Below are 22,140 nucleotides of genomic sequence, written 5' to 3'. Positions count from 1 at the left end.
GTGTCGGGTCGGGGCCGTCGAGAACCGAACGCCACCAGGCCAATTGCTCCACCAGGCGCGGGGCCTGCGCTTGCTCGACGAGCCCGTGCGCCCACCGCCGCACGGAGGTGCCGGTCCCCGCCAGCACCGGCGGCAAACCGGCCGACACGTCCTGCCACGCGGACGCCAAGTCCGGCAGCAGAATTCGCCAGGACACGCCGTCGACCACCAGATGATGGGCGACGACTGCCAGCGCTCCCGCCTGCGTGCGCCCGGCGTCGAACCACACGAATTGCAGCATCACCCCGCCCGCCGGAGCCAGCCGATTCACCGCCGCGCGCACCTGCGCGGACCTCGCCTCTGCCGAATGCGGCTCGGCGACCGGCATTTCGACACGGTGCAGCAGGCCGTCCACATCGATCGAACCGGCCGGTGCCACCTCGAGCCCCGGACCACGCTCGTCGTCGACCAACCGCGAGCGCAGCACATCGTGCCGATCGATCACCGCGGCCAGCGTCGCGACCAGGTCCGCCCGATCGATCCCGACCGGCAGCTCGAGCACCAGCGATTGATTGAAACTGTCGAACCCCGCGCCCGATTCCCGCACGAACCGGGCTACCGGCAGCAACGGCAGCCAGCCCACGCCGCCGCCGGTCAACTCGGCCAGGACCGGGGCGGACGTGTCTCGCCCGGCCGCGACGGCGGCCAATGCCGCGGCGGTCTTGTGCTCGAACACCTCCCGCGGACTGATGTCGACCCCGAGCGCCCGGGCCCGCGACACCGCCTGGATCGAGCGGATGCTGTCGCCGCCCAGCTCGAAGAAGCTGTCGTCCACGCCGACCTGTTCCCGGCCGAGCAGCTCGGCGAACACCGTGGTCAGGATCTGTTCTTCGGTGGTGCGCGGCGCCCGGTACCGCGCCGAGGAGGTGAGCTCCGGGGCCGGCAGCGCGGCGTGATCGAGTTTGCCGTTCGCGGTCAGCGGCACCGCGTCGATGACCATCACCGCGGCCGGAACCATGAAGTCCGGCAGCCGTTCGGACACGAACCCGCGCACGTCCGCACCGTCGAGCGCGGACCCGTCGGCCACGACATAGCCGATCAGCTGTTTGCCGCCGCCGGTCTCACGGGCGACCACCACCGCCTGCGACACCGAAGGGTGCTGTGCCAGCGCGGTTTCGATCTCGGCGGGCTCGACCCGGAAGCCGCGGATCTTGACCTGATCGTCGATGCGGCCGACGAACTCCAACTCGCCCTGGCCGTTCCAGCGCACCACGTCGCCGGTGCGGTACAACCGCCCGCCCGCGGCGTCGAACGGATCGGCCACGAAGCGCGAAGCGGTCAGGCCCGCCCGGCCGAGGTAGCCACGCCCCAATTGCACACCGGCCACATACAACTCACCGGCGACGCCGGCCGGGACCGGCATCAACCAGGAGTCCAGCACGAAGACCCGCACGTTCCCCATCGGTCGGCCGATCGGCACGGCGCCGCCGATCGCCGCCTCGGCGTCGTAAGCGGTGACGCACGCGGTGGTTTCGGTCGGTCCGTACCCGTTCATCACCTGGGCACCGGGGTATCGAGCGTTCCATCGATGGACGACCGCCGCGGTCAGCTCCGCGCCGCCGGCGATGATCCGCCGCAACGTCCGCAATGGGTTGCCGGGCAACGACTCCACGTGATCGGCCAGCGCCGACAGCAACGGTGGGGTCGCGAACATCTTCGTCACCGATCGACCGGCGATCAGTTCCGTGACCTCGTCCAGGTCCGATCGCGGTGCGTCGGCCAGCACCAATGTCGCGCCACCGCACAGGGTGGGCCAGATCTCATAGGTGGACGCGTCGAACGCGATGGACGAGTGCACCAGCACCCGGTCCCCGGGGTCGACGGACCAGGCCTGAGCGACCAGGTTCGCCACGTTACGGTGCGTGATACCAACGCCTTTGGGGACGCCGGTGGAACCGGAGGTGTAGATCACGTACGCCAAGTTCTGCGGAGCCACCGTGACGACTGGAGCCGGATCGGTCCCGCCGGTATCGAGCGCGTCGAGGTAGAGGTGCGCGGTTTCGTTGTCCGGCAACGTCTTCGCCGTCACCGAATCGGTCACGAGAACGGTCGGGGCGGCGTCGGTGAGGATGAACGCGAGCCGATCCGACGGATATCCCGGATCGATCGGCAGATACCCACCGCCCGCCTTCAAGACGGCCAGCAGTGCCGCGATCTGGTCCACCGATCGTGGCAGGGCGACCGCGACGACACCATCCGGCCGCACCCCGCGCGAGATCATGCTCTGGGCGAGCCGGTCGGCACGAGCATCCAGTTCCCGATAGGTCACCTCGTCCGAACCGTGCACCACCGCAACCGCGTTCGGCGTCGCGGCCACCTGCGCCTCGAACAACCCGATCAGGGTGGCTTCCCCGACCTCGGCCGTGGTGTCGTTCCACCGGCGCAGCACCGTCGCACGCTCGTCGGCGTCGAGCACGTCGATCGAACCCACGGCCGCGCCGGGATCCGATACCACCGATTCCAGCGTCCGCACCAACCGCGCGGCCATCGTCTCCACCGTGGATCGATCGAACAGCTCGGTGGCGTACTCCACCAACCCGTTCCAGGGCTGACCGGCGGCGGAGTCGGCGATATTGAAGAAGAGGTCGAAGCGCGCGGTGGTGACGGACGCGTCGTAGGGCTCGAACCGGACCCCGGGCAGTTCCAAGGTGGGCGCGGTGTTGTTCTGGAACGCGAGCGACACCTGGAACAGCGGGTGATGCGCCGCCGAGCGCGCCGGGTTGAGCAACTCCACCAGCAACTCGAACGGGACGTCCTGATTCTCGTACCCGGCCAGGGCCTTCGCCCTGACCTGGCGCACGATCTCGGCGAACGACGTCGCGGGCGATACCTTCGTCCGCAGCACCCAGGTGTTGACGAAGAAGCCCACCAGATCGGTCAGCGCGTCATCGGTGCGCCCGGCGATCGGCGATCCGAGCGGAATATCTTCCCCCGCACCGAGTTTGAACAGCAGCACGGACAACGCCGACTGCAACACCATCGACACTGTCGCACCTTCGCGACCGGCCAATCGTTCCACGCCTGCGCGCAGCGCGGGATCGATGTCGAAGGCCACCATGTCACCGCGATAACTGGCGACCCGCGGCCGCGGCCGATCGGTCGGCAACCGCAACTGTTCGGGCAGGTCGTCGAGTTCGGCACGCCAGTAGGCGAATTGGCGCGACAGCAGGCTGTCCGGATCCGCCGACGACCCGAGCACCTCCTGCTGCCACAGCGTGTAATCCACGTACTGCACCGGCAGCGGGCTCCACCCGGGCGCCCGATCCTCGATGCGCGCCGCGTACGCCACCGACAGGTCGCGCAGCAAAGGCCCGGCGGACCATCCGTCGCCGGCGATGTGGTGGATCAGCAGAACCAGCACACACTCCTCGGGTCCGCCGCGAAACACGTTGGCGCGGACCGGAATCTCCGTCGACAGATCGAATGCGTAACGCATCGCCGCGGCGACGGCGGCGGCCAGCTCGGCCGGGTCCACGTCGGTGACCGCGATCGGCACCTCGACCCCGTCCGCGTCGAGCACCCGCTGGGCGGGCACCCCGTCGGCCTCGGCGAAGACGGTGCGCAAACTCTCGTGCCGCGCGACCACATCCCCGATCGCGGCGCACAGCGCCGGCTCGTCGACCCCGTGCAACCGCACCACCAGCGGCATGTTGTAGGTCGCCGAAGGACCTTCCAGCCGGTGAATGAACCACAGCCGCCGCTGCGCGAACGACAACGGAACCGGCTCGGGACGCGGCCGGGCCAGCAACGCCGGACGCCGCCGCGCGCCGTCCTCGAGCCGGGTCGCCAACTGCGCCACCGTCGGCGCGTCGAAGACCGTCCGGATCGGCACCTCGACGCCGAGCACGACGCGAATCCGGCTGACCAAGCGGGTCGCCAGCAGCGAATGGCCGCCCAGCGCGAAGAAACTGTCGTCGATGCCGACCCGGTCGAGTCCGAGGATCTCGGCGAACAACGCGGCCAGCATCTGCTCCTGGATGGTCGTCGGCGGCCGATAGGCCACCGCCGACCGCAGATCCGGGACCGGCAACGCCGCGCGATCCAGTTTCCCGTTCGCGGTCAGCGGCACCGCGTCGATCACCAGCACCGCCGCGGGCACCATGAAGTCCGGCAGCCGCTCGGCCACGAACCGGCGCACCTGCGCACCCGCGAGCCCGTTGCCCTCGACGGAGCCGGCTCGGTCGGCGACCACGTAGCCGACCAACTGTTTGCCGCCCTCGGTGTCCCGCGCGAGCACGACCGCCTGGGAGACCGAAGGATGTTGGGCCAGTGCGGTTTCCACCTCGCCGGGTTCGACCCGGAAGCCGCGGATCTTGACCTGGTCGTCGACCCGGCCGGCGAACTCCAGCACCCCGGCCGAGGTCCAGCGCACCACGTCACCGGTGCGATACAACCGGCCACCGCCGGACGGATCGAACGGATCGGCCACGAACCGGCCCGCGGTCAGCCCCGGCCGCCCGTGATAGCCCCGCGCCAGCTGGGCACTGGACACGTACAACTCACCGGGCACCCCCACCGGAACCGGCGCCAGCCACGAATCCAGCACGAACACTCGCGTATTGGCCACCGGCCCGCCGATCGGCACCAGCGCGTCCCCCACGTCGTCGGGCACGACGAACGCCGTCACATCGACCGTGGCCTCGGTCGGGCCGTACAGGTTGTCCACCCGGCCAACCCCGCACTTGGTCTTGAGCGCGTCCACCAGCCCGGCGGCGAGTGTGTCCGCGCCGGTATTCACCTGCGTCACGCTCTGGAATGGATTGCCCGGCAACGACTCCACGTGCTCGATCAGGGCCGACAGCAGCGGCGGCGTCGCGAACATCTTGGTCACCGACCGCGACTCCACCAGCCGGGTGATCTCGACCAGATCCGACCGCGGCTCGCGTGCCACCACCAGCGCCGCACCGCCGGCCAGCGCGGGCCAGATCTCATAGGTGGAAGCGTCGAACGCGATCGAGGAATGCACGAGCACCCGGTCCCCGGGTCCGGCCGACCACGCCTGAGCGATCAGGCTCACCACGTTACGGTGCGTGATACCAACACCTTTGGGAACGCCGGTGGACCCGGACGTGTAGATCACATACGCCAGATTCTGCGGCCGGACGCCGACGACCAGATCGTCGCCGGCGCGTTCGCCGACCTCGGTCGCGTCGAGACAGAGGTGTGGTATCGCGGTGTCCGGCAACGTTTTCGCGGTGGCGGAATCGGTCACGACGACGACCGGCGCGGCGTCGGCGAGGACGAAGGCCAGTCGCTCGGCGGGATAGCCCGGATCGATCGGCAGATATGCGCCACCGGCTTTCACCACCGCCAGCATCGTCACGATCAGTTCGGCGCACCGCGGCAAGGCAACGGCGACCACGCCGTCCGGCCCGACACCCCGCGCGCACAGCACCCGCGCCAATTCGCTGGACCGGACATCGAGATCCCGATAGCTCATCTCGGCGTCCGCGCAGACGACTGCCACCGCATCCGGCGCGCTCGCGACCTGCTCCGCGAACAAATCAACCAGGGTGCCGTCCGCCCCCGCAACAGCGGTGTCGTTCCATCGATGCAACACCAGTTCCCGCTCATCGGCGTCGAGCGCATCGATCGCTCCCACGGGGACAGCCGGATCCGCCACCACCAGTCGCAGCACCCGCACCAACCGGGCGACCATCGCCTCGATCGTGGACCGGTCGAACAGATCGGTGGCGTACTCGGCATGCACATCCCACGCGGCCGCGGGGGCATCGCTGATGGTGAAGGTCAGATCGAACTGCGAGGTCTTCGCCGCGAGGGCATACGGCTCGAACTCGACCCCCGCCAGCTCCAAGCTCGGCGCGGCATTGTTCTGCACGCTCAACAGCACCTGGAACAGCGGATGATGCGCCGCCGACCGGGCCGGATTGAGCAACTCGACCAGCAACTCGAACGGGACGTCCTGATTCTCGTAGGCGGCCAGCGCCTTCGCCCGGACCTGCGCCACGATCTCGGCGAACGACTGCCCCGGCGCGACCGCGGCGCGCAGCACCCAGGTGTTCACGAAGAACCCGACCAGATCGGTCAGCGCGTCATCGGTCCGTCCGGCGATCGGGGCGCCGAGCGGAATGTCTTCCCCCGCACCGAGTTTGAACAACAGCACGGCCAACGCCGATTGCCACACCATCGAGGCGGTCGCACCCTCGCGGGCCGCGAATGTTTCTACGGCGGTGCGGATCTCCGGATCGACCCGGACCACGACCAGGTCGCCGCGATAGGTGGCAGCCCGCGGCCGCGGCCGATCGGTCGGCAGCCGCAACTGCTCAGGCAGCCCGGCCAGCTCCGCTCGCCAATAGTCGAACTGCTGCGACAGCACACTGTCCGGATCCGCCTGCGAGCCGAGCAATTCCTGTTGCCACAGCGTGTAATCCACGTACTGCACCGGCAACGGCTCCCAGGCCGGCGCCTGTCCCTGCCTGCGGGCCGCGTACGCCACCGACAGATCCCGCAGTAGCGGCCCCATCGACCACCCGTCCCCGGCGATGTGGTGGATCAACAGCATCACCACGCAGTCGTCGGCACCGACCCGGAACACACCGGCGCGGATCGGGATTTCCGCCGACAGGTCGAAGGCGTACCGCGACGCCGCGATCACCGCCGCGTCCAGCTCGGTGGCGGCCACGTCGGTGATCGTCACCGGTACCTCGGCCGCGCCGACATCCAGCACCTGCTGACCGGGCACACCATCGGCCTCGACGAAGATCGTCCGCAGGCTCTCGTGCCTGGCGACCACGTCGCCGACCGCGGCCGCGAAGGCAGGCGCGTCGAAAACACCGCTCAGCCGCACGGTGAGCGGCATGTTGTAGGTGGCGGAGGGCCCTTCCAGCCGGTGGATGAACCACAACCGCCGCTGGGCGAACGACAATGGAATCATCACAGACCCACCTCTCGATTCATTCTGCGCAGGGCTGGTCGGCGCGAGGGTGCCAGCTGCGGCCATTTAGCGGCGAGTTCGGCGACCGTGGCGGCCTCGAACATCACCCGGATAGGGACCTCGACCCCGAGCACCGCGCGAATCCGGCTGGCGAGGCGGGTCGCCAGCAGGGAATGCCCACCCAGCGCGAAGAAACTGTCGTCCACCCCGACCCGGCCGACGCCGAGGATTTCGGCGAACAACTCGGTCAGGATCTTTTCCCGCTCGGTGCGCGGCGCGCGATAAGCCCGCGCGGACACCAGCTCCGGATCCGGCAAGGCGGCGCGATCGAGTTTGCCGTTGGCGGTCAACGGCACCGAGTCGATCACCATCACCGCGGTCGGCACCATGAAGTCGGGCAATCGTTCGGCCGCGAATCCGCGCACCGCGGCAGGCAGGAGCGAATCGTGCGGGTTGTTGGCGTAGTCGGCGGGATCGCCCACTACTTCGGCCGGCAGATATACATCGGTGAGTGGCTGCCCCTCCGCGGTCGCGGCGTCGAGGAATATCGCGTCCATCTGACCCGGTTTCGTGGACCAGGTGACCGCGGTGAGGTATCCGAGTTGCCGTCCGAGTTCGTACAGATCCTCCGGCAGCATGCCCGCGTCGACCCGGGGGGCGCGGTGGGCGAGGATTCCTTCGAAATTCACTGCGCGCGGATCGGTTCGGCTGCCGGCCGACACCGGCTGACCGGTCCGGATACGGTGTGCCGCGTCGATCTGCCCGGTCAGCCCGGCGTGCGGAATTCCGGTGATGCGAATGCCGTCGGGGTCCCCGGCGTGCAACAGCGTGCGCAGCCAGGCGAGGCCGTAGAAATCGACCGTCGGAAGACCGGCCACCGAGCGCGATTTCGCCGGCGCCTTGCGCAGGACTACGTCGTATCGATAGCGAGACAACTCGTTGACCGAGAAGCCGCGTTTGAGCTGGATATCGACGGCGTCGAAGCCGGTGTCGCCGTGGCAGATCGCCAGGAAGTATTCCGGCGCCAGGAGCATCTCTTTCTCCGCGGCGATTTCCCGGCGCACGCGATCGGCGACGACCGCGGGGTCCTCGTCGCCGTTGCGGCTGATCTGCACCGCGGTGGTGAACTGCTCCAGCAGAGCCAGATTGCGGACGTCGCCGATGAACACCGCACCGCCCGGCGCGAGCAAGCCCTGTATCTGCTCGAGTACTCGACGCATATACCGCTCGCCGGGGAAGTACTGCGCCACCGAGTTCAGCACGACCGTGTCGAAGTAGCCGTCCGGCAATCCGGAGACATCGTCGGCGCCTTGGACACTCAACGCGACTCGATCGACCCAGCCCGCTTTCAGCTCGGCCAATCGCCGACGCAAGGTGGAGATGGTCGCGGCGGAGAAGTCCGTCGCCCAGTACTCATCACAGTCAGGGGCCAACTGCGACAACAGCAATCCCGAGCCGACGCCGATCTCGAGGACGCGGCGCGGTCGCAGATCCCGGATCCGGTCCACCGTGGCGGAGCGCCACTCGCGCATCTGTTCTTCCGGAATCGCCGCGCCGGTGTAGCTGCTGTTCCAGCCGCCGAAGTCCGCGCCGAACCCGGCGCCGGTGACCCGGCGGGCGCCATTTCCATTGCCGTTTCCATTGCCATTGCCATTGCTCGCTCCGGCGTATACGTCGTCATACATCCGGCGCCACTGACCGACCAGTTCCTCCTCGGCCGCCACCGGACCTGATCGGTCGGCGACGACGTAGCCGATCAGCTGCTTGCCACCGGCCTCGGCCTCGCGCGCGACGACCACCGCCCGAGCAACCGAAGGATGCTGTGCCAGAACCGTTTCGACCTCGCCCGGCTCCACCCGGAAGCCGCGGATCTTGACCTGGTCGTCGACCCGGCCGGCGAACTCCAATACCCCGGCCGAGGTCCACCGCACCACGTCACCGGTGCGATACAACCGGCCACCGCCGGCCGGATCGAACGGATCGGCCACGAACCGGGCCGCGGTCAACCCCGCCCGGCCGCGATAGCCCCGGCCCACTTGGGCACCGGCCACATACAATTCGCCGGCGACGCCGACCGGAACCGGGACCAACCACGAATCCAGCACGAACACCCGGGTATTCGCCACCGGCAGGCCGATCGGCACCGCACCGTCGACCTCGTCCCCGGCGTCGTGATCGGTGACGCACGCGGTGGTCTCGGTCGGCCCGTACCCGTTCATGACTTGGGCGCCGGGATATTTCGCGTTCAGCTTGTGCACGACCGACGCGGTCAGCTCCGCACCACCGACGATCACCCGGCGCATGGACTGCAACGGGTTGCCGGGCAACGACTCGACGTGGTCGACCAGCGCCGACAGGAACGGCGGCGTGGTGAACATCTTTGTCACCGACCGGGCCTGGATCAGCCGGGTGATCTCCGGCAGATCGGAACGCTGCTCGCCGGTCACCACCAGCGTCGCGCCACCACACAGCGCGGGCCAGATCTCGTAGGTCGAGGCGTCGAAGGCGATCGAGGAGTGGGCAAGCACGCGATCCTCGGCCGAGGTCGTCCAGGCCGAGGCGACCAGGTTGACCACGTTGCGATGCGTGATACCAACGCCTTTGGGGACGCCGGTGGAACCGGAGGTGTAGATCACGTACGCCAGATTCTGCGGCGCGACCATCGTTTCGACCCTCGACCGATCGTTCAGCTCAGTGGTGTCGAGGAGCAGCCGCGGGGCGTCCGTGTGCGGCAGCAGCGATGCGGTCACCGAATCGGTCACCACCACTACCGGAGCCGCGTCGGTGAGGATGAATTCCAGCCGGTCCGCGGGATAGCCCGGATCGATCGGCAGATACCCGCCACCGGCCTTCAGCACGCCCAGCAACGCCACGATCAGCTCCACCGATCGGGGCAGCGCGACCGCCACGACGGCGTCGGGCCCGACCCCGCGGCCGATCAGCCCGTGCGCCAGCCGATCTGCCCGGGTTTCGAGTTCCCGATAGGTGAGCTCGGTGTCCGCGCACACCACCGCGACCGCGTCCGGCGTCGCGATGACCTGTTTGCGGAACAACCCGGCCACGGTGTCGTCGGCGACCTCGGCACCGGTGTCGTTCCACCAGCGCAACACCCGGTCGCGCTCGTCGGTGTCGAGTACATCGATCGACCCGACCGGTGCGCTCGGATCCGCGGTGATCTGCCGCAGGATCCGCTTGTACCTGGCCACCATCGCCTCGACCGTGGGCCGGTCGAACAGCTCGGTCGCGTACTCGACCAGGCAATTCCACTGCTGACCGGCAGGCGCGTCGGCGATGTTGAAGAACAGGTCGAACCGTGCGGTCGCGGTGGTCGCGATATACGGCTGGATGCGCACACCCGACAGCTCGAGGTCCGGCAGGGTGTTGTTCTGGAAGGCGAGCGACACCTGGAACAGCGGGTGATGCGCCGCCGAGCGGGTCGGATTGAGCAGCTCGACCAGCAGTTCGAACGGAACGTCCTGATTCTCGTAGGCGGCCAGCGCTTTCGACCGGACCCGGGCCAGCAACTCGGTGAACGCCACGGCCGGCGCCACCCTCGCCCGCAGCACCCAGCTGTTGACGAAGAAGCCGACCAGATCCGCCAACGCCTCGTCGGTACGGCCGGCGATCGGTGAGCCGATCGGAATATCCTCTCCGGCACCGAGTTTGAACAACATCACGGCCAGCGCCGAGTGCAGCACCATCGACACCGTGGCACCCTCGCGGGCGGCCAATCGCTCTACCGCGGTGCGGATCTCGGGATCGATGCCGAACAGCACCATGTCGCCGCGATAGCTGGCCACCAGCGGACGCGGCCGGTCCGTCGGCAGGCTCAACTGCTCGGGCAGGTCGTCGAGTTCGGCGCGCCAGTAGTCGAACTGCTTGGACAGCAGGCTGTCCGGATCCGTGTGCGAGCCGAGGATTTCGTGCTGCCACAGCGTGTAGTCCACGTATTGCACCGGCAACGGCTGCCAGCCCGGTGCCCGATGGTCGAGCCGGGCCGCGTACGCCTCCGAGAGGTCACGCAGCAGCGGCGTCATCGACCAGCCGTCGCCGGCGATGTGGTGGATCAGTATGGCGGCAACGCATTCGTCCGTTCCGCACCGGAAGACCTCGGCGCGGATCGGAATTTCGGTGGACAGATCGAATCCGTAACGCACTGCGGCGGTGACGGCCGCGTCCACCTCGGCGGGGTCCACATCGGACACGTGCACCGGCACCTCGACCGTGTCGAGGACTCGCTGCGACGGCACGCCGTCGGCATCCACGAAGACGGTGCGCAGACTCTCGTGCCGCGCGACGACATCACCGATCGCCGCGCGCAGGACCGAGACGTCCACCCCGCGCAGCCGCACCGCCAACGCCATGTTGTATGTCGCAGAAGGCCCTTCGAGGCGATGGATGAACCACAACCGCCGCTGCGCGAACGACAACGGGACCACATCCGGCCGCGGCCGGGCCGACAGGGGCCGGCGCACTCGTACCTCCGCGTCGAGCCGGGTCACCAGCTCCGCGACCGTCGGCGCGTCGAAGACCGTCCGGATCGGCACCTCGACCCCGAGCACCGCCCGGATCCGGCTGGCCAGGCGGGTGGCCAGCAACGAGTGGCCGCCGAGCACGAAGAAGCTGTCGTCGATTCCCACCCGGTCGAGCCCGAGGATCTCGGCGAACAGTTCGGCGAGTATCCGCTCGCGCTCGCTGGTCGGCGGCCGGTACTCCAGCGAGGAGGCGAACTCCGGGTCCGGCAGGGCCGCGCGATCGAGTTTGCCGCTCGCGGTCAGCGGCACCGCGTCGATCACCATGACCGTCGCGGGGACCATGAACTCGGGCAGCCGATCGGTCGCCCAGCGCCGGACGTCGGCGGCCAGCAGGCCGGATTGCGGGTTGTTGGCGTACGCGCCGGGATCGTCCACCGGTGCCGATACCGCGTAGATGTCGGTCAGGGGTTGCCCCTGTGCCGCGCCGGCATCGAGGAAGATCGCGTCCATCCGGCCCGGCTCCGCCGACCAGGTGACCGCCGTCGTGTATCCGAGTCGCTCGCCCAGCAGGTAGAGGTCTTCCGGCAACAGTCCGCGCCGATCCGTCGCGGGGTCGAGCATCCCTTCGAAATCGACGCCGAGGGCGTCGGTGGTGGTGCCGGACCGTCCGGCCCGGATCCGGTCGGCCGCCGCCACCTGGCCGACCAGTCCGGCATGCGGGATCGCGGTCACGCGAACGCCGTCCGGATGCTGCGAGCGCAGCAGGGTGCGCAGCCAATCCTGGCCGCGGTAACCGGTTTTCGGCGTATCGGCGACCGATCGTGGCTTCGCCGGAGCCTTGTGCAGGACGACGTCGTAGCGGTATCTGGTCAGCTCGTTGACCGAGAACCCGCGCTTGAGCTGAATGTCGACGGCGTCGAATCCGGTGGCGTCGCTGCACATTCCGACGAAGTACTCCGGGGCGAGCAGCAGCTCCTGCTCGGCCGCGATGTCGCGGCGGACCCGGTCCGCGACCGCGACCGGATCGTCGTCGCCGTTGCGGCTGATCTGCACCGCGGTGGTGAATTCCGCGAGCAACGCCAGATTGCGCACATCGCCGACGAATACCGCGCCGCCGGGGGCCAGCAGGCCCTGGATCTGTTCGAGGACGGTGTGCAGGTAGTTCTGGCTCGGGAAGTACTGGATAACGGAGTTGAGTATCACGGTGTCGAAATGACTTTCGGGCAATCCGGAGACGTCGTCGGCGGCCTGGGCGCTCAGCACGACCCGATCCGCCCAGCGCTCATCGAGGTCCGCCAACTGCTGGCGCAGGACAGCGATGGTCGCGGCGGACAGGTCCGTCGCCCGGTACTCCTCGCAGTCGGGGGCCAACTGCGACAACAACAATCCCGAGCCGACACCGATCTCCAGCACCCGCTTGGGTTTCAGCGCCCGGATGCGGTCGACGGTGGCCGCCCGCCATTCACGCATCTGCTCGACCGGAATCCGGGATCCGGTGTAGCTGCTGTCCCAGCCGTCGAAGCCGGCGCCGAACTCGGCGCCGTCACCGGAGATGGGCTGGACGCCGGCCACTTCGGCCGCGGCGTACAGGTCGTCGTAGACCCGGCGCCACTGCCCCACCAGCTCGCCCTCGCCGACGATCGGCCCCGATCGGTCGGCGACCACGTAACCGATTAGTTGCTTGCCGCCGGTATCGCTGTCGCGGGCGACGACCACGGCTTGCCCGACCGAAGGATGTTGCGCCAGCACCGTTTCGACCTCGGCGGGCTCGACCCGGAAGCCGCGGATCTTGACCTGATCGTCGGCGCGGCCGGCGAACTCCAACTGCCCGTTGCCGTTCCAGCGCACCACATCACCGGTCCGGTACAACCGGCCACCGGCCGGGTCGAACGGATCGGCGACGAACCGCGCCGCGGTCAAGGCCGGTCGCCCGTGGTAACCCCGCGCCAGTTGTGCGCCGGCGACGTAGAGCTCGCCGGGGACACCGACCGGCACCGGCACCAACCACGGATCCAGCACGAACACCCGGGTATTGGCCACCGGGGCACCGATCGGCACCACCGCGCCCGCCGTCGCCGCGTCCTCTGGAACGGTGTGGGAGGTGACGTCGACCGTCGCCTCGGTCGGGCCGTACAGGTTGTCGATCCGGGCGATTCCGCACGTGCGCTTCAGCGCGTCCGCCAGGCCGGCGGTCAGGGTGTCGGCCCCGGTGTTCACCTGGGTCAGGCTCTGGAAAGACTTGTCGGGCAACGACTCGGCGTGCTCGACCAGTGCGGACAGCAGCGGTGGCGTCGCGAACATCTTCGTCACCGAGCGGGCCGCGATCAACTGCGTGATCTCCACCGGATCCGATCGCTGTTCACCGGCGACGACCAGGGTGGCGCCGCCACACAGGGCAGGCCAGATCTCATAGGTCGAGGCGTCGAACGCGACCGAGGAGTGCACCAGCACCCGATCCTCGGTGGATGCCGACCAGGCCTGAGCGACCAGGTTGACGACGTTACGATGGGTGATACCAACGCCTTTGGGCACGCCCGTCGAACCGGACGTGTAGATGACGTAGGCCAGGTTCTGCGGCATCGGCGCAACCGGCCGAACCGAACCGGCCGGGTCCGCGGCCTCGATCGTGTCGAGGTACAGCCGGGGAGTCGTCTCCTGCGGCAGCAAGGGCGCGGTAACAGAATCGGTCACCACGACCACCGGCTCGGCGTCGGCGAGGATGAAGCCGAGGCGATCCGAGGGATAGGCCGGATCGATCGGCAGATACCCGCCCCCGGCCTTCAGCACCGCCACCAGCGCGACGATCAGCTGCGCGGATCGCGGCACGGCAACGGCGACAACACCATCCGGGCCCACCCCGCGCGCGACCAGCACCCGCGCCAGCCGGTCGGCCTGCTCATGGAGTTGCCGGTAGGTCAGTTCGGTATCCGCGCAGACGACGGCGACCGCGTCCGGTGTCCGAGCGACCTGCGTCTCGAACAGCCCGACCACCGTGCCGTCCGGAATCGCCACGCTGGTGTCGTTCCAGCGCTCCAGCACGCGCTGGCGTTCCGCCGTGCCGAGGACATCGATCGACCCCACGGCGATCTCCGGCTTCCGCACCAGCAGACGCAGGATCCGCACCAGCCGCTGCGCCATCGTCTCGACGGTGGCCCGATCGAACAGCTCGGTCGCGTACTCGACGAACCCGTCCCATCCAGCGCCGGCCGGCGCGTCGGCGATATTGAAGAACAGGTCGAATCGCGCGGTCGCGGTATCCGCCGGGTACGGCTCGATCCGCACCCCGGACAGCTCGAGCGCGGGCAGGGTGTTGTTCTGGAATGCCATCGTCACCTGGAACAGCGGGTGATGGGCCGCCGAGCGGACCGGGTTGAGCAACTCGACCAGCAGCTCGAACGGGACGTCCTGATTCTCGTACCCGGCCAACGCCTTCGCGCGCACCTGGCTCAGCAGCTCGGTGAACGGGACCGACGGGGACACCCCGACGCGCAGCACCCAGGTGTTGACGAAGAATCCGACCAGGTCGGTCAACGCCTCGTCGGTGCGGCCGGCGATCGGCGCGCCGATCGGAATGTCCTCGCCGGCACCGAGTTTGAACAGCAGTACGGCCAACGCCGATTGCAGCACCATCGACACCGTCGCACCCTCGCGGGAAGCCAACCGCTCCACCGCGATACGGGTCTCCGGATCGATATCGAAGTGCACCATGTCCCCGCGATAGGAGGCTACCCGCGGCCGTGGCCGATCCATCGGCAACCGCAGTTGCTCGGGCAGGCCGTCGAGTTCATCGCGCCAATAGCTGAATTGCCGCGACAGCACGCTGTCCGGATCGGTAGCGGAGCCGAGCAATTCGCGTTGCCACAGCGTGTAGTCCACGTACTGCACCGGCAGGGCGCGCCACCCCGGGGCGCGGTCGTCGAGTCGCGCCGCGTACGCCACCGACAGATCTCGCAGCAACGGCGTCAGCGACCAGCCGTCACCGGCGATGTGATGAATAAGCAGCACCAGCACGCACTCCCCGGCATCGGTGCGGAACACCTCGGCGCGGATCGGGATTTCGGTGGACAGATCGAATCCGTACCGCACCGCCGCGGTCACCGACGCCTCGAGCCCCTCGGCATCCACCTCGGCGATCGCGAACGGCACCTCGACGCGTTCGGCCGCGAGTACCCGCTGCGACGGCACGCCCTCGGCGTCGACGAAGACCGTGCGCAGACTTTCGTGCCGCGCGACGACATCGGTGATCGCCGCCCGCAGCGCGGATACGTCTATCCCGTGCAACCGCACCGCCAGCGCCATGTTGTAAGTGGCGGAAGGCCCTTCGAGCCGATGGATGAACCACAGACGCCGCTGCGCGAACGACACCGGAACCACGTCCGGGCGCTGCCGTTCCAGGAGTGCGGGACGGACCCGCACGCCGGCATCGAGCCGGGTGACCAGCTGCGCCACGGTCGGCGCGTCGAAGATGGTCCGAATCGGCACCTCGACGCCGAGCGCCACTCGAATCCGGCTGGCCAGGCGGGTGGCCAGCAGCGAATGCCCGCCCAGCTCGAAGAAGCTGTCGTCCACGCCGATCCGGTCGCGGCCGAGCACCTCGCCGAACAGGCGGACCAGGACCCGCTCACGCTCGCTGCCCGGCGCCCGATAGCGCACCGAGGACACCAGCTCCGGATCGGGCAGCGCCGCGCGATCCAGTTTTCCGTTGGCGGTCAACGGCACCGCGTCGATCACCAGCACCGCGGCCGGCACCATGTATTCGGGCAGCCGGTCCGCGACGAAGGCGCGCACCTGCGCGCCGTCGGCCGAATCGCCGCGGGCGGCAACCACATAGGCGATCAGCTGTTTCCCACCGTCGGCGTCGCGCACGACGGCTACCGCGCGGGATACCGACGGGTGTTGCGCCAGTGCGGTTTCCACCTCGCCGGGTTCGACCCGGAAGCCGCGGATCTTGACCTGATCGTCGACCCGGCCCACGAACTCCAGCTGCCCCGCCGAATTCCACCGCACCACGTCACCGGTGCGGTACAACCGGCCGCCGGACGGATCGAACGGATCGGCCACGAACCGGGCGGCGGTCAACGCCGCCCGCCCGTGATAGCCCCGCGCCAGTTGCGCTCCGGCCACATACAGCTCCCCCGCGACCCCGACCGGAACCGGCAGCAACGACGAATCCAGCACGTACACCCGCACATTCGCCAGCGCGGACCCGATCGGCACCGACGCGCCCTCGAACTGCTCGGCCGCTCCGAACGCCCGGCGGACCGCGAATGTCGTTGCCTCGGTCGGCCCGTACACGTGCACGACGCGCGTGTCCGGGAGCATCCGCAAGGCGCGCCCGAAGACCTCCGGCGGCATCTCCTCGCCGCCGGTCCAGACCTGGCGAAGCCCGGCGAGCGCGTCGGGGCAGTCATCGATGAACAGCTCGAACAGCCGCGTGGTCAGGAACGCCGCGGTGACCCCGTTGACCACCATCAGCCGGCGCAGCGCCGCTATGCCGGTGCGCTCCGGGGGCGCGACCACCACCCGCCCGCCCGCCAGCAGCGGCACCCATATCTCGTAGGTCGAGGCATCGAACGCGACGGAGGAGTGCACCAGGACCCGGTCGTGCGCGCCGCCCCGCCACTCCGGCTTGCGGGTGAAGGTCACCACGTTACGGTGCGTGACGGCAACGCCTTTCGGCACACCCGTCGAACCGGACGTGTAGATCAGATAGGCGAGATTGCCGGGCCGCACCCGGATGGGCCGAGCGCGGACGCCCGTCTCGGCGATCTCGGTATCGAGGTAGAGGTGCGGTACAGTGCTGGGCGGCAAGGCGTTCGCGGTGGCCCGGTCGGTGAGCACGACCACCGGAGCCGCGTCGGCGAGGATGTGAGCCAACCGATCCGACGGGTAGGCGGGATCGATCGGCAGGTATCCGCCACCGGCCTTCAGCACCGCGAGCAGTGCCGTGATCAACTCCGCCGACCGCGGCAGTGCCACCGCGACAACACAATCCGGCCCGACCCCGCGCGCGGTCAACAGCCGCGCCAGCCGATCGGCGCGGGCGTCGAGGTCCCGGTACGACAACTCGGCATCCGCGCAGACGACGGCCACCGCATCCGGCGTCTCGGTGGCCCGCGCCTCGAACAGCTCGGCAATCGTGGCGTCCTGCTCGACCGGAACAGCGGTGTCGTTCCACCGCCGCAGCACCAGGTCGCGCTCGTCCCGGTCGAGGACGTCGATCGACCCCACCGGGATGCCCGGGTCCTGCACCAGCCGCCGCAGGATCCGCACCAGCCGGCCCGCCATGGCCTCGACCGTGGACCGGTCGAACAGGTCGGTGGCGTATTCGATGTAGCCGTCCCAGCCGAGCGGTGCCGCAGCGTCCCCGTTGTTCCGCCGCACGGCCACGGCGTCACCGATATTGAAGGTCAGATCGAATCGCGAGGTGGTGGTCGGCGGCGTGTAGGGCTCGACCGCGACCCCCGGCAGTGCCAACGTGGGCACGGCCTTGTTCTGCAAGGTCAGCAGCACCTGGAACAACGGATGATGCGCCGCCGAGCGGGCCGGGTTGAGCAACTCCACCAACAGTTCGAACGGTGCGTCCTGATTCTCGTACGCGGCCAGCGCTTTCGCCCGGACCTGACTCAGGATTTCCGTGCCGGAGGCCGCCGGTGTGACGGCGGCGCGCAGCACCCAGGTGTTGACGAAGAATCCGACCAGCTCGGACAGGGCGTCGTCGGTGCGGCCGGCGATCGGCGCGCCGATCGGAATGTCTTCTCCCGCACCAAGTTTGAACAGCAGGATGGCCAGGGCCGACTGGAGCACCATGGATACCGTCGCGCCCTCGCGGGCGGCCAGCCGCTCCACCTCGGCACGCAAGGAGGCATCGATACCGAACCGCACCGCGTCCCCGCGATAGCTGGCAACCCGGGGCCGCGGGCGATCCATCGGCAGCCGCAACTGCTCCGGCAAACCGTCGAGTTCGCCTCGCCAGTACTCGAATTGCCGCGACAGCAGACTGTCCGGATCGGCCGGCGAACCCAGCAGCTCCTGTTGCCACAGCGCGTAATCCACGTACTGCACCGGCATCGGCGACCACTTCGGTGCCTGCCCCTGTCTGCGCGCCGCGTACGCCGCCGACAGATCCGCCAGCGTCACCGTCGCCGACCATCCGTCGCCGGCGATGTGGTGGATCAGCAATACCAGTACCCACTCCTCCGGTCCGCAGCGAAATACGCCGGCCCGCACCGGAAGTTGGGTCGAAAGGTCGAATCGATGCTGCGCCGCCCCGGCGACCGCCGCCGCGAGGCCGGCCGGGTCGACGTCGGTCACCGTGATCGGGACCTCGACGCTGCCCGCCGCGAGCACCCGCTGGGTCGGGACGCCGTCGGCCTCGCTGAAGATCGTGCGCAGACTCTCGTGCCGGGCAACGACATCGGCGACCGCGGCCGCGAAGGCACCTGGATCGAACGCGCCGGTCAAGCGGGCGGCCAACGGCATGTTGTAGGTGGCCGAGGGTCCTTCCAGCCGGTGGATGAACCACAGCCGCCGCTGCGCGAACGACAACGGAACGATCTCCGGACGCGGCCGGACCCGCAACGTCGGACGCATCCGCACACCGGTATCGAGCCGCGGCGCCAGCTGCGCCACCGTCGGCGCGTCGAAGACCGTCCGAATCGGCACCTCGACGCCGAGCTCCGCCCGGATCCGGCTGATCAACCGGGTCGCGGACAGCGAATGGCCGCCCAGCTCGAAGAAGCTGTCGTCCACACCCACCCGGTCGAGCCCGAGCACCTCGGCGAACAACCCGGCCAGCACCCGCTCCCGCTCGCTGCCCGGCGCCCGATACGCCACCGAGGAGGCGAACTCCGGAATCGGCAGCGCGGCCCGGTCGAGCTTCCCGTTCGCGGTCAACGGCACCGCGTCGATCACCATCACCACGGACGGCACCTGGAACTCCGGCAGCCGCGCGGCGGCGAATCGGCGCACCTCCGCCCCGTCGAGCACCTGCCCGTCGCCATTGCCCGTGACCGAGCGAACGCGGTCGGCTACCACGTACCCGACCAGCTGCTCGCCGGCGTCGGTGTCGCGGGCCACCACCACCGCCTGCGTCACCGAAGGATGTTGCGCCAGTACCGCTTCGACCTCACCGGGTTCGATCCGGAACCCGCGGATCTTCACCTGGTCGTCGGCCCGGCCGAGGAACTCCAGCACCCCGTCCGCGGTCCAGCGCACCACGTCCCCGGTGCGGTACAGCCGGCCACCCGACCGATCGAACGGATCGGCCACGAACCGGGTCGCGGTCAGATCCGCCCGGCCGTGATACCCGCGCGCCAACTGCGCGCCGGCCACGTACAACTCCCCCGCCACCCCGACCGGGACCGGCATCAACCAGGGGTCGAGCACGAACACCCGCATATTTCCCAGCGGAGACCCGATCGGGCTGCCGCCGTAGGTGGCATCGGCCGACAGTTCGAGCCTGGTGACGTGCACCGTGGTCTCGGTGATCCCGTACATGTTCACCAGCGCCGGACCGGCACCGCGACCGGACGAATGCCACGGCCGCAGGTTCGCCGGATTCAACGCCTCGCCACCGAAGATCACCATCCGCAGCGCGGAATCGGTGTTGCCGCACGCCGATCGGGCCTCCGCCAGCGCATAGAAGGCCGACGGGGTCTGATTGAGCACGGTCACCCGCTCAGCGACCACCAGATGCCACAGCTGCGCCGGTGTGCGCACCACGTCCCACGGCACGACCACGACCCGGCCGCCGTGCAGCAGCGCGCCCCAGATCTCCCAGACCGAGAAGTCGAAGGCCTGCGAATGGCACCACGCCCAGACATCATCCGCGCCGAAGCCACACCAGGCAGCTGTGCTCAGGAACAACGAGGTCACGTTGCGGTGGGTGACGGCGACGCCCTTCGGCGTACCGGTGGAACCGGAGGTGTAGATCAGATAGGCGAGGTTGCCGGGCAGCGGCGCGACCGGCCGCGCCTCGTCCGGCTCGATCTCTTCGAGCAGCAACTGTGGAACATCGTTGTGCGGCAGCATCTTCGACGTGGCACGGTCGGTGAGCACCGCGATCGGCCGCGCGTCACCGAGCACGAACGCCAGCCGGTGCGCCGGATAGGCCGGATCGATCGGCAGGTACGCGCCACCGGCCTTCGATACCGCCAGGATCGCGACGATCAGCTCCACCGAGCGCGGCAGCGCCACCGCGACCACGCTGTCCGGGCGCACCCCGCGCGAAATCAGGCTGCCCGCAACACGGTTCGACCACGCGTCGAGCTCTCGGTACGACAGCCGCACGTCGCCGGACACCACCGCCGTCGCGTCCGGCCCGCGCCGCACCTGCGCTTGGAACAGGCTCACCAGGGTCGCCTCCGGATCGACCGGCACCGCCGTGTCGTTCCACTGCTCGACCACCAGCGCACGATCCGCACCGAGCAGGTCGAGCGCCCCGATCGGCGCCCGCGGATCGGAGATCGCCTGCCGCAGATACCGAGCGATCGAGGCGAGGTAGCCCTCCAGGTCCGCGTCGGTGTAGAGCTGCGCGTCGCCCTCGATGCGCAGGTAACCGCCGCGCGCGGACTCTCGCTCGTAGTAGAAGACGATCGACAGGTCACCGCTGTTGCCCGCGGAGAACAGTTGCAGGTCCGCCTCGCCGTCGGTCATCTTCAACGCGCCGAAGAACGACATGACGTTGATCACCGGGCCGAACGGATTGCCCGGGGAGTTGGGCATTTTCAGGTCACGGCGGATCTCCGACATGCCGTACCGCAGGTGATCCCTGGCGCTGGAGATGGTGCCGTGGATCCGCTCGGCCAGCTCACCGAGCGACAGCTCCCGGCTCGAGTCGACCAGCATCGGCACGGTGTCGGAGAGCTGGCACGGCGTCCGACCGGAGACCTCGTCCCGATTGGAAACCGGTATCTGCACACAGAATTCGTCCCGCGACGCGTAGCGCTGGATGGCCGCCGCCGCGACGGACATCAGCAGGTAGGGCAGCTTGACGCCGAACGCCTGCGCGGTGCTCATCAGCTCGCCCAGCTCCGCGCCGGAAAAGCCGTGGGTGCAACCGATTCGCCCCGGCTCGGTGCCGGGCTCGGCGCTGCCGGGCAGGCGCAGCGGCTCGATCCCGGCGGGGATCCGGCTGCGCCAGTAGGCGCGGTCGGCCGCCTCCCGGCTGCGCCGGTACGCGTGGTCGCTGTCGACGATGTCGTCGATGTGCGCGAATCCGGTTGGCGCGATCGGTGTTCCGGCGTTCATCGCGCAGTACACGTCGAGCACCCGCTGCGCCCAGGAGGCGACGCCGACGCCGTCCATGATGATGTGGGCGAAGCACATCGACAGGATGTAGTGCTCCGCGCCGACCTCGAGCAACGCGACGCTCAGCAGCGCGTCGTGTTCCAGGTCGAAACCGACCTCGCGCTCCCTGGCCATATAGTCCAGCGCGGCCTGGACCGGATCCGGCTTTTCCGTGAGGTCCACATAGGACGGCGCCCAGTCGGTGATATCCCGTTCGACCTGCATCGGGCCGTCGGCGCCGCGAACGAAATTCACGGTCAGCGACTCGGATTCACCGAATACCTGCCGGGCCGCGGCGAGAAACCGACCCGGATCCAGGTCGGCGCGAATGTCGATGTAGACGATACAATTATTGGGAATATCCGCCAGCTCGTGCGCTATCCACAATTCCTTTTGAATAGAAGTCAGACTGCGCAGCAGTGATTTATTACCGGATTGCAT

2 protein-coding genes (1 of these 2 only partly in view) are annotated in these 22,140 nt (G+C 68.9%); both read right to left on the bottom strand.

Annotated elements, in window-relative coordinates:
• Positions 1 to 6,934, bottom strand: the beginning of a protein-coding gene (locus ACFYO1_RS14310) for a non-ribosomal peptide synthase/polyketide synthase (protein WP_387231869.1). Its footprint begins 13,769 nt before the window's first position; 6,934 of the gene's 20,703 nt are visible here — the first part of the coding sequence; its start codon is at positions 6,932 to 6,934; its stop codon lies off the left edge, out of view.
• The gene (locus ACFYO1_RS14305) at positions 6,934 to 22,140 is read right to left on the bottom strand and encodes an amino acid adenylation domain-containing protein (RefSeq protein WP_387230571.1); all 15,207 of its coding nucleotides are present in this window, start codon (positions 22,138 to 22,140) and stop codon (positions 6,934 to 6,936) included. The genes ACFYO1_RS14310 and ACFYO1_RS14305 overlap by 1 nt, the downstream gene beginning before the upstream one ends.

It is taken from the genome of Nocardia sp. NPDC006044, from assembly GCF_042871115.1.
GTDB lineage: Bacteria > Actinomycetota > Actinomycetes > Mycobacteriales > Mycobacteriaceae > Nocardia.
This window is presented reverse-complemented; position numbering and strand designations above follow the sequence as displayed.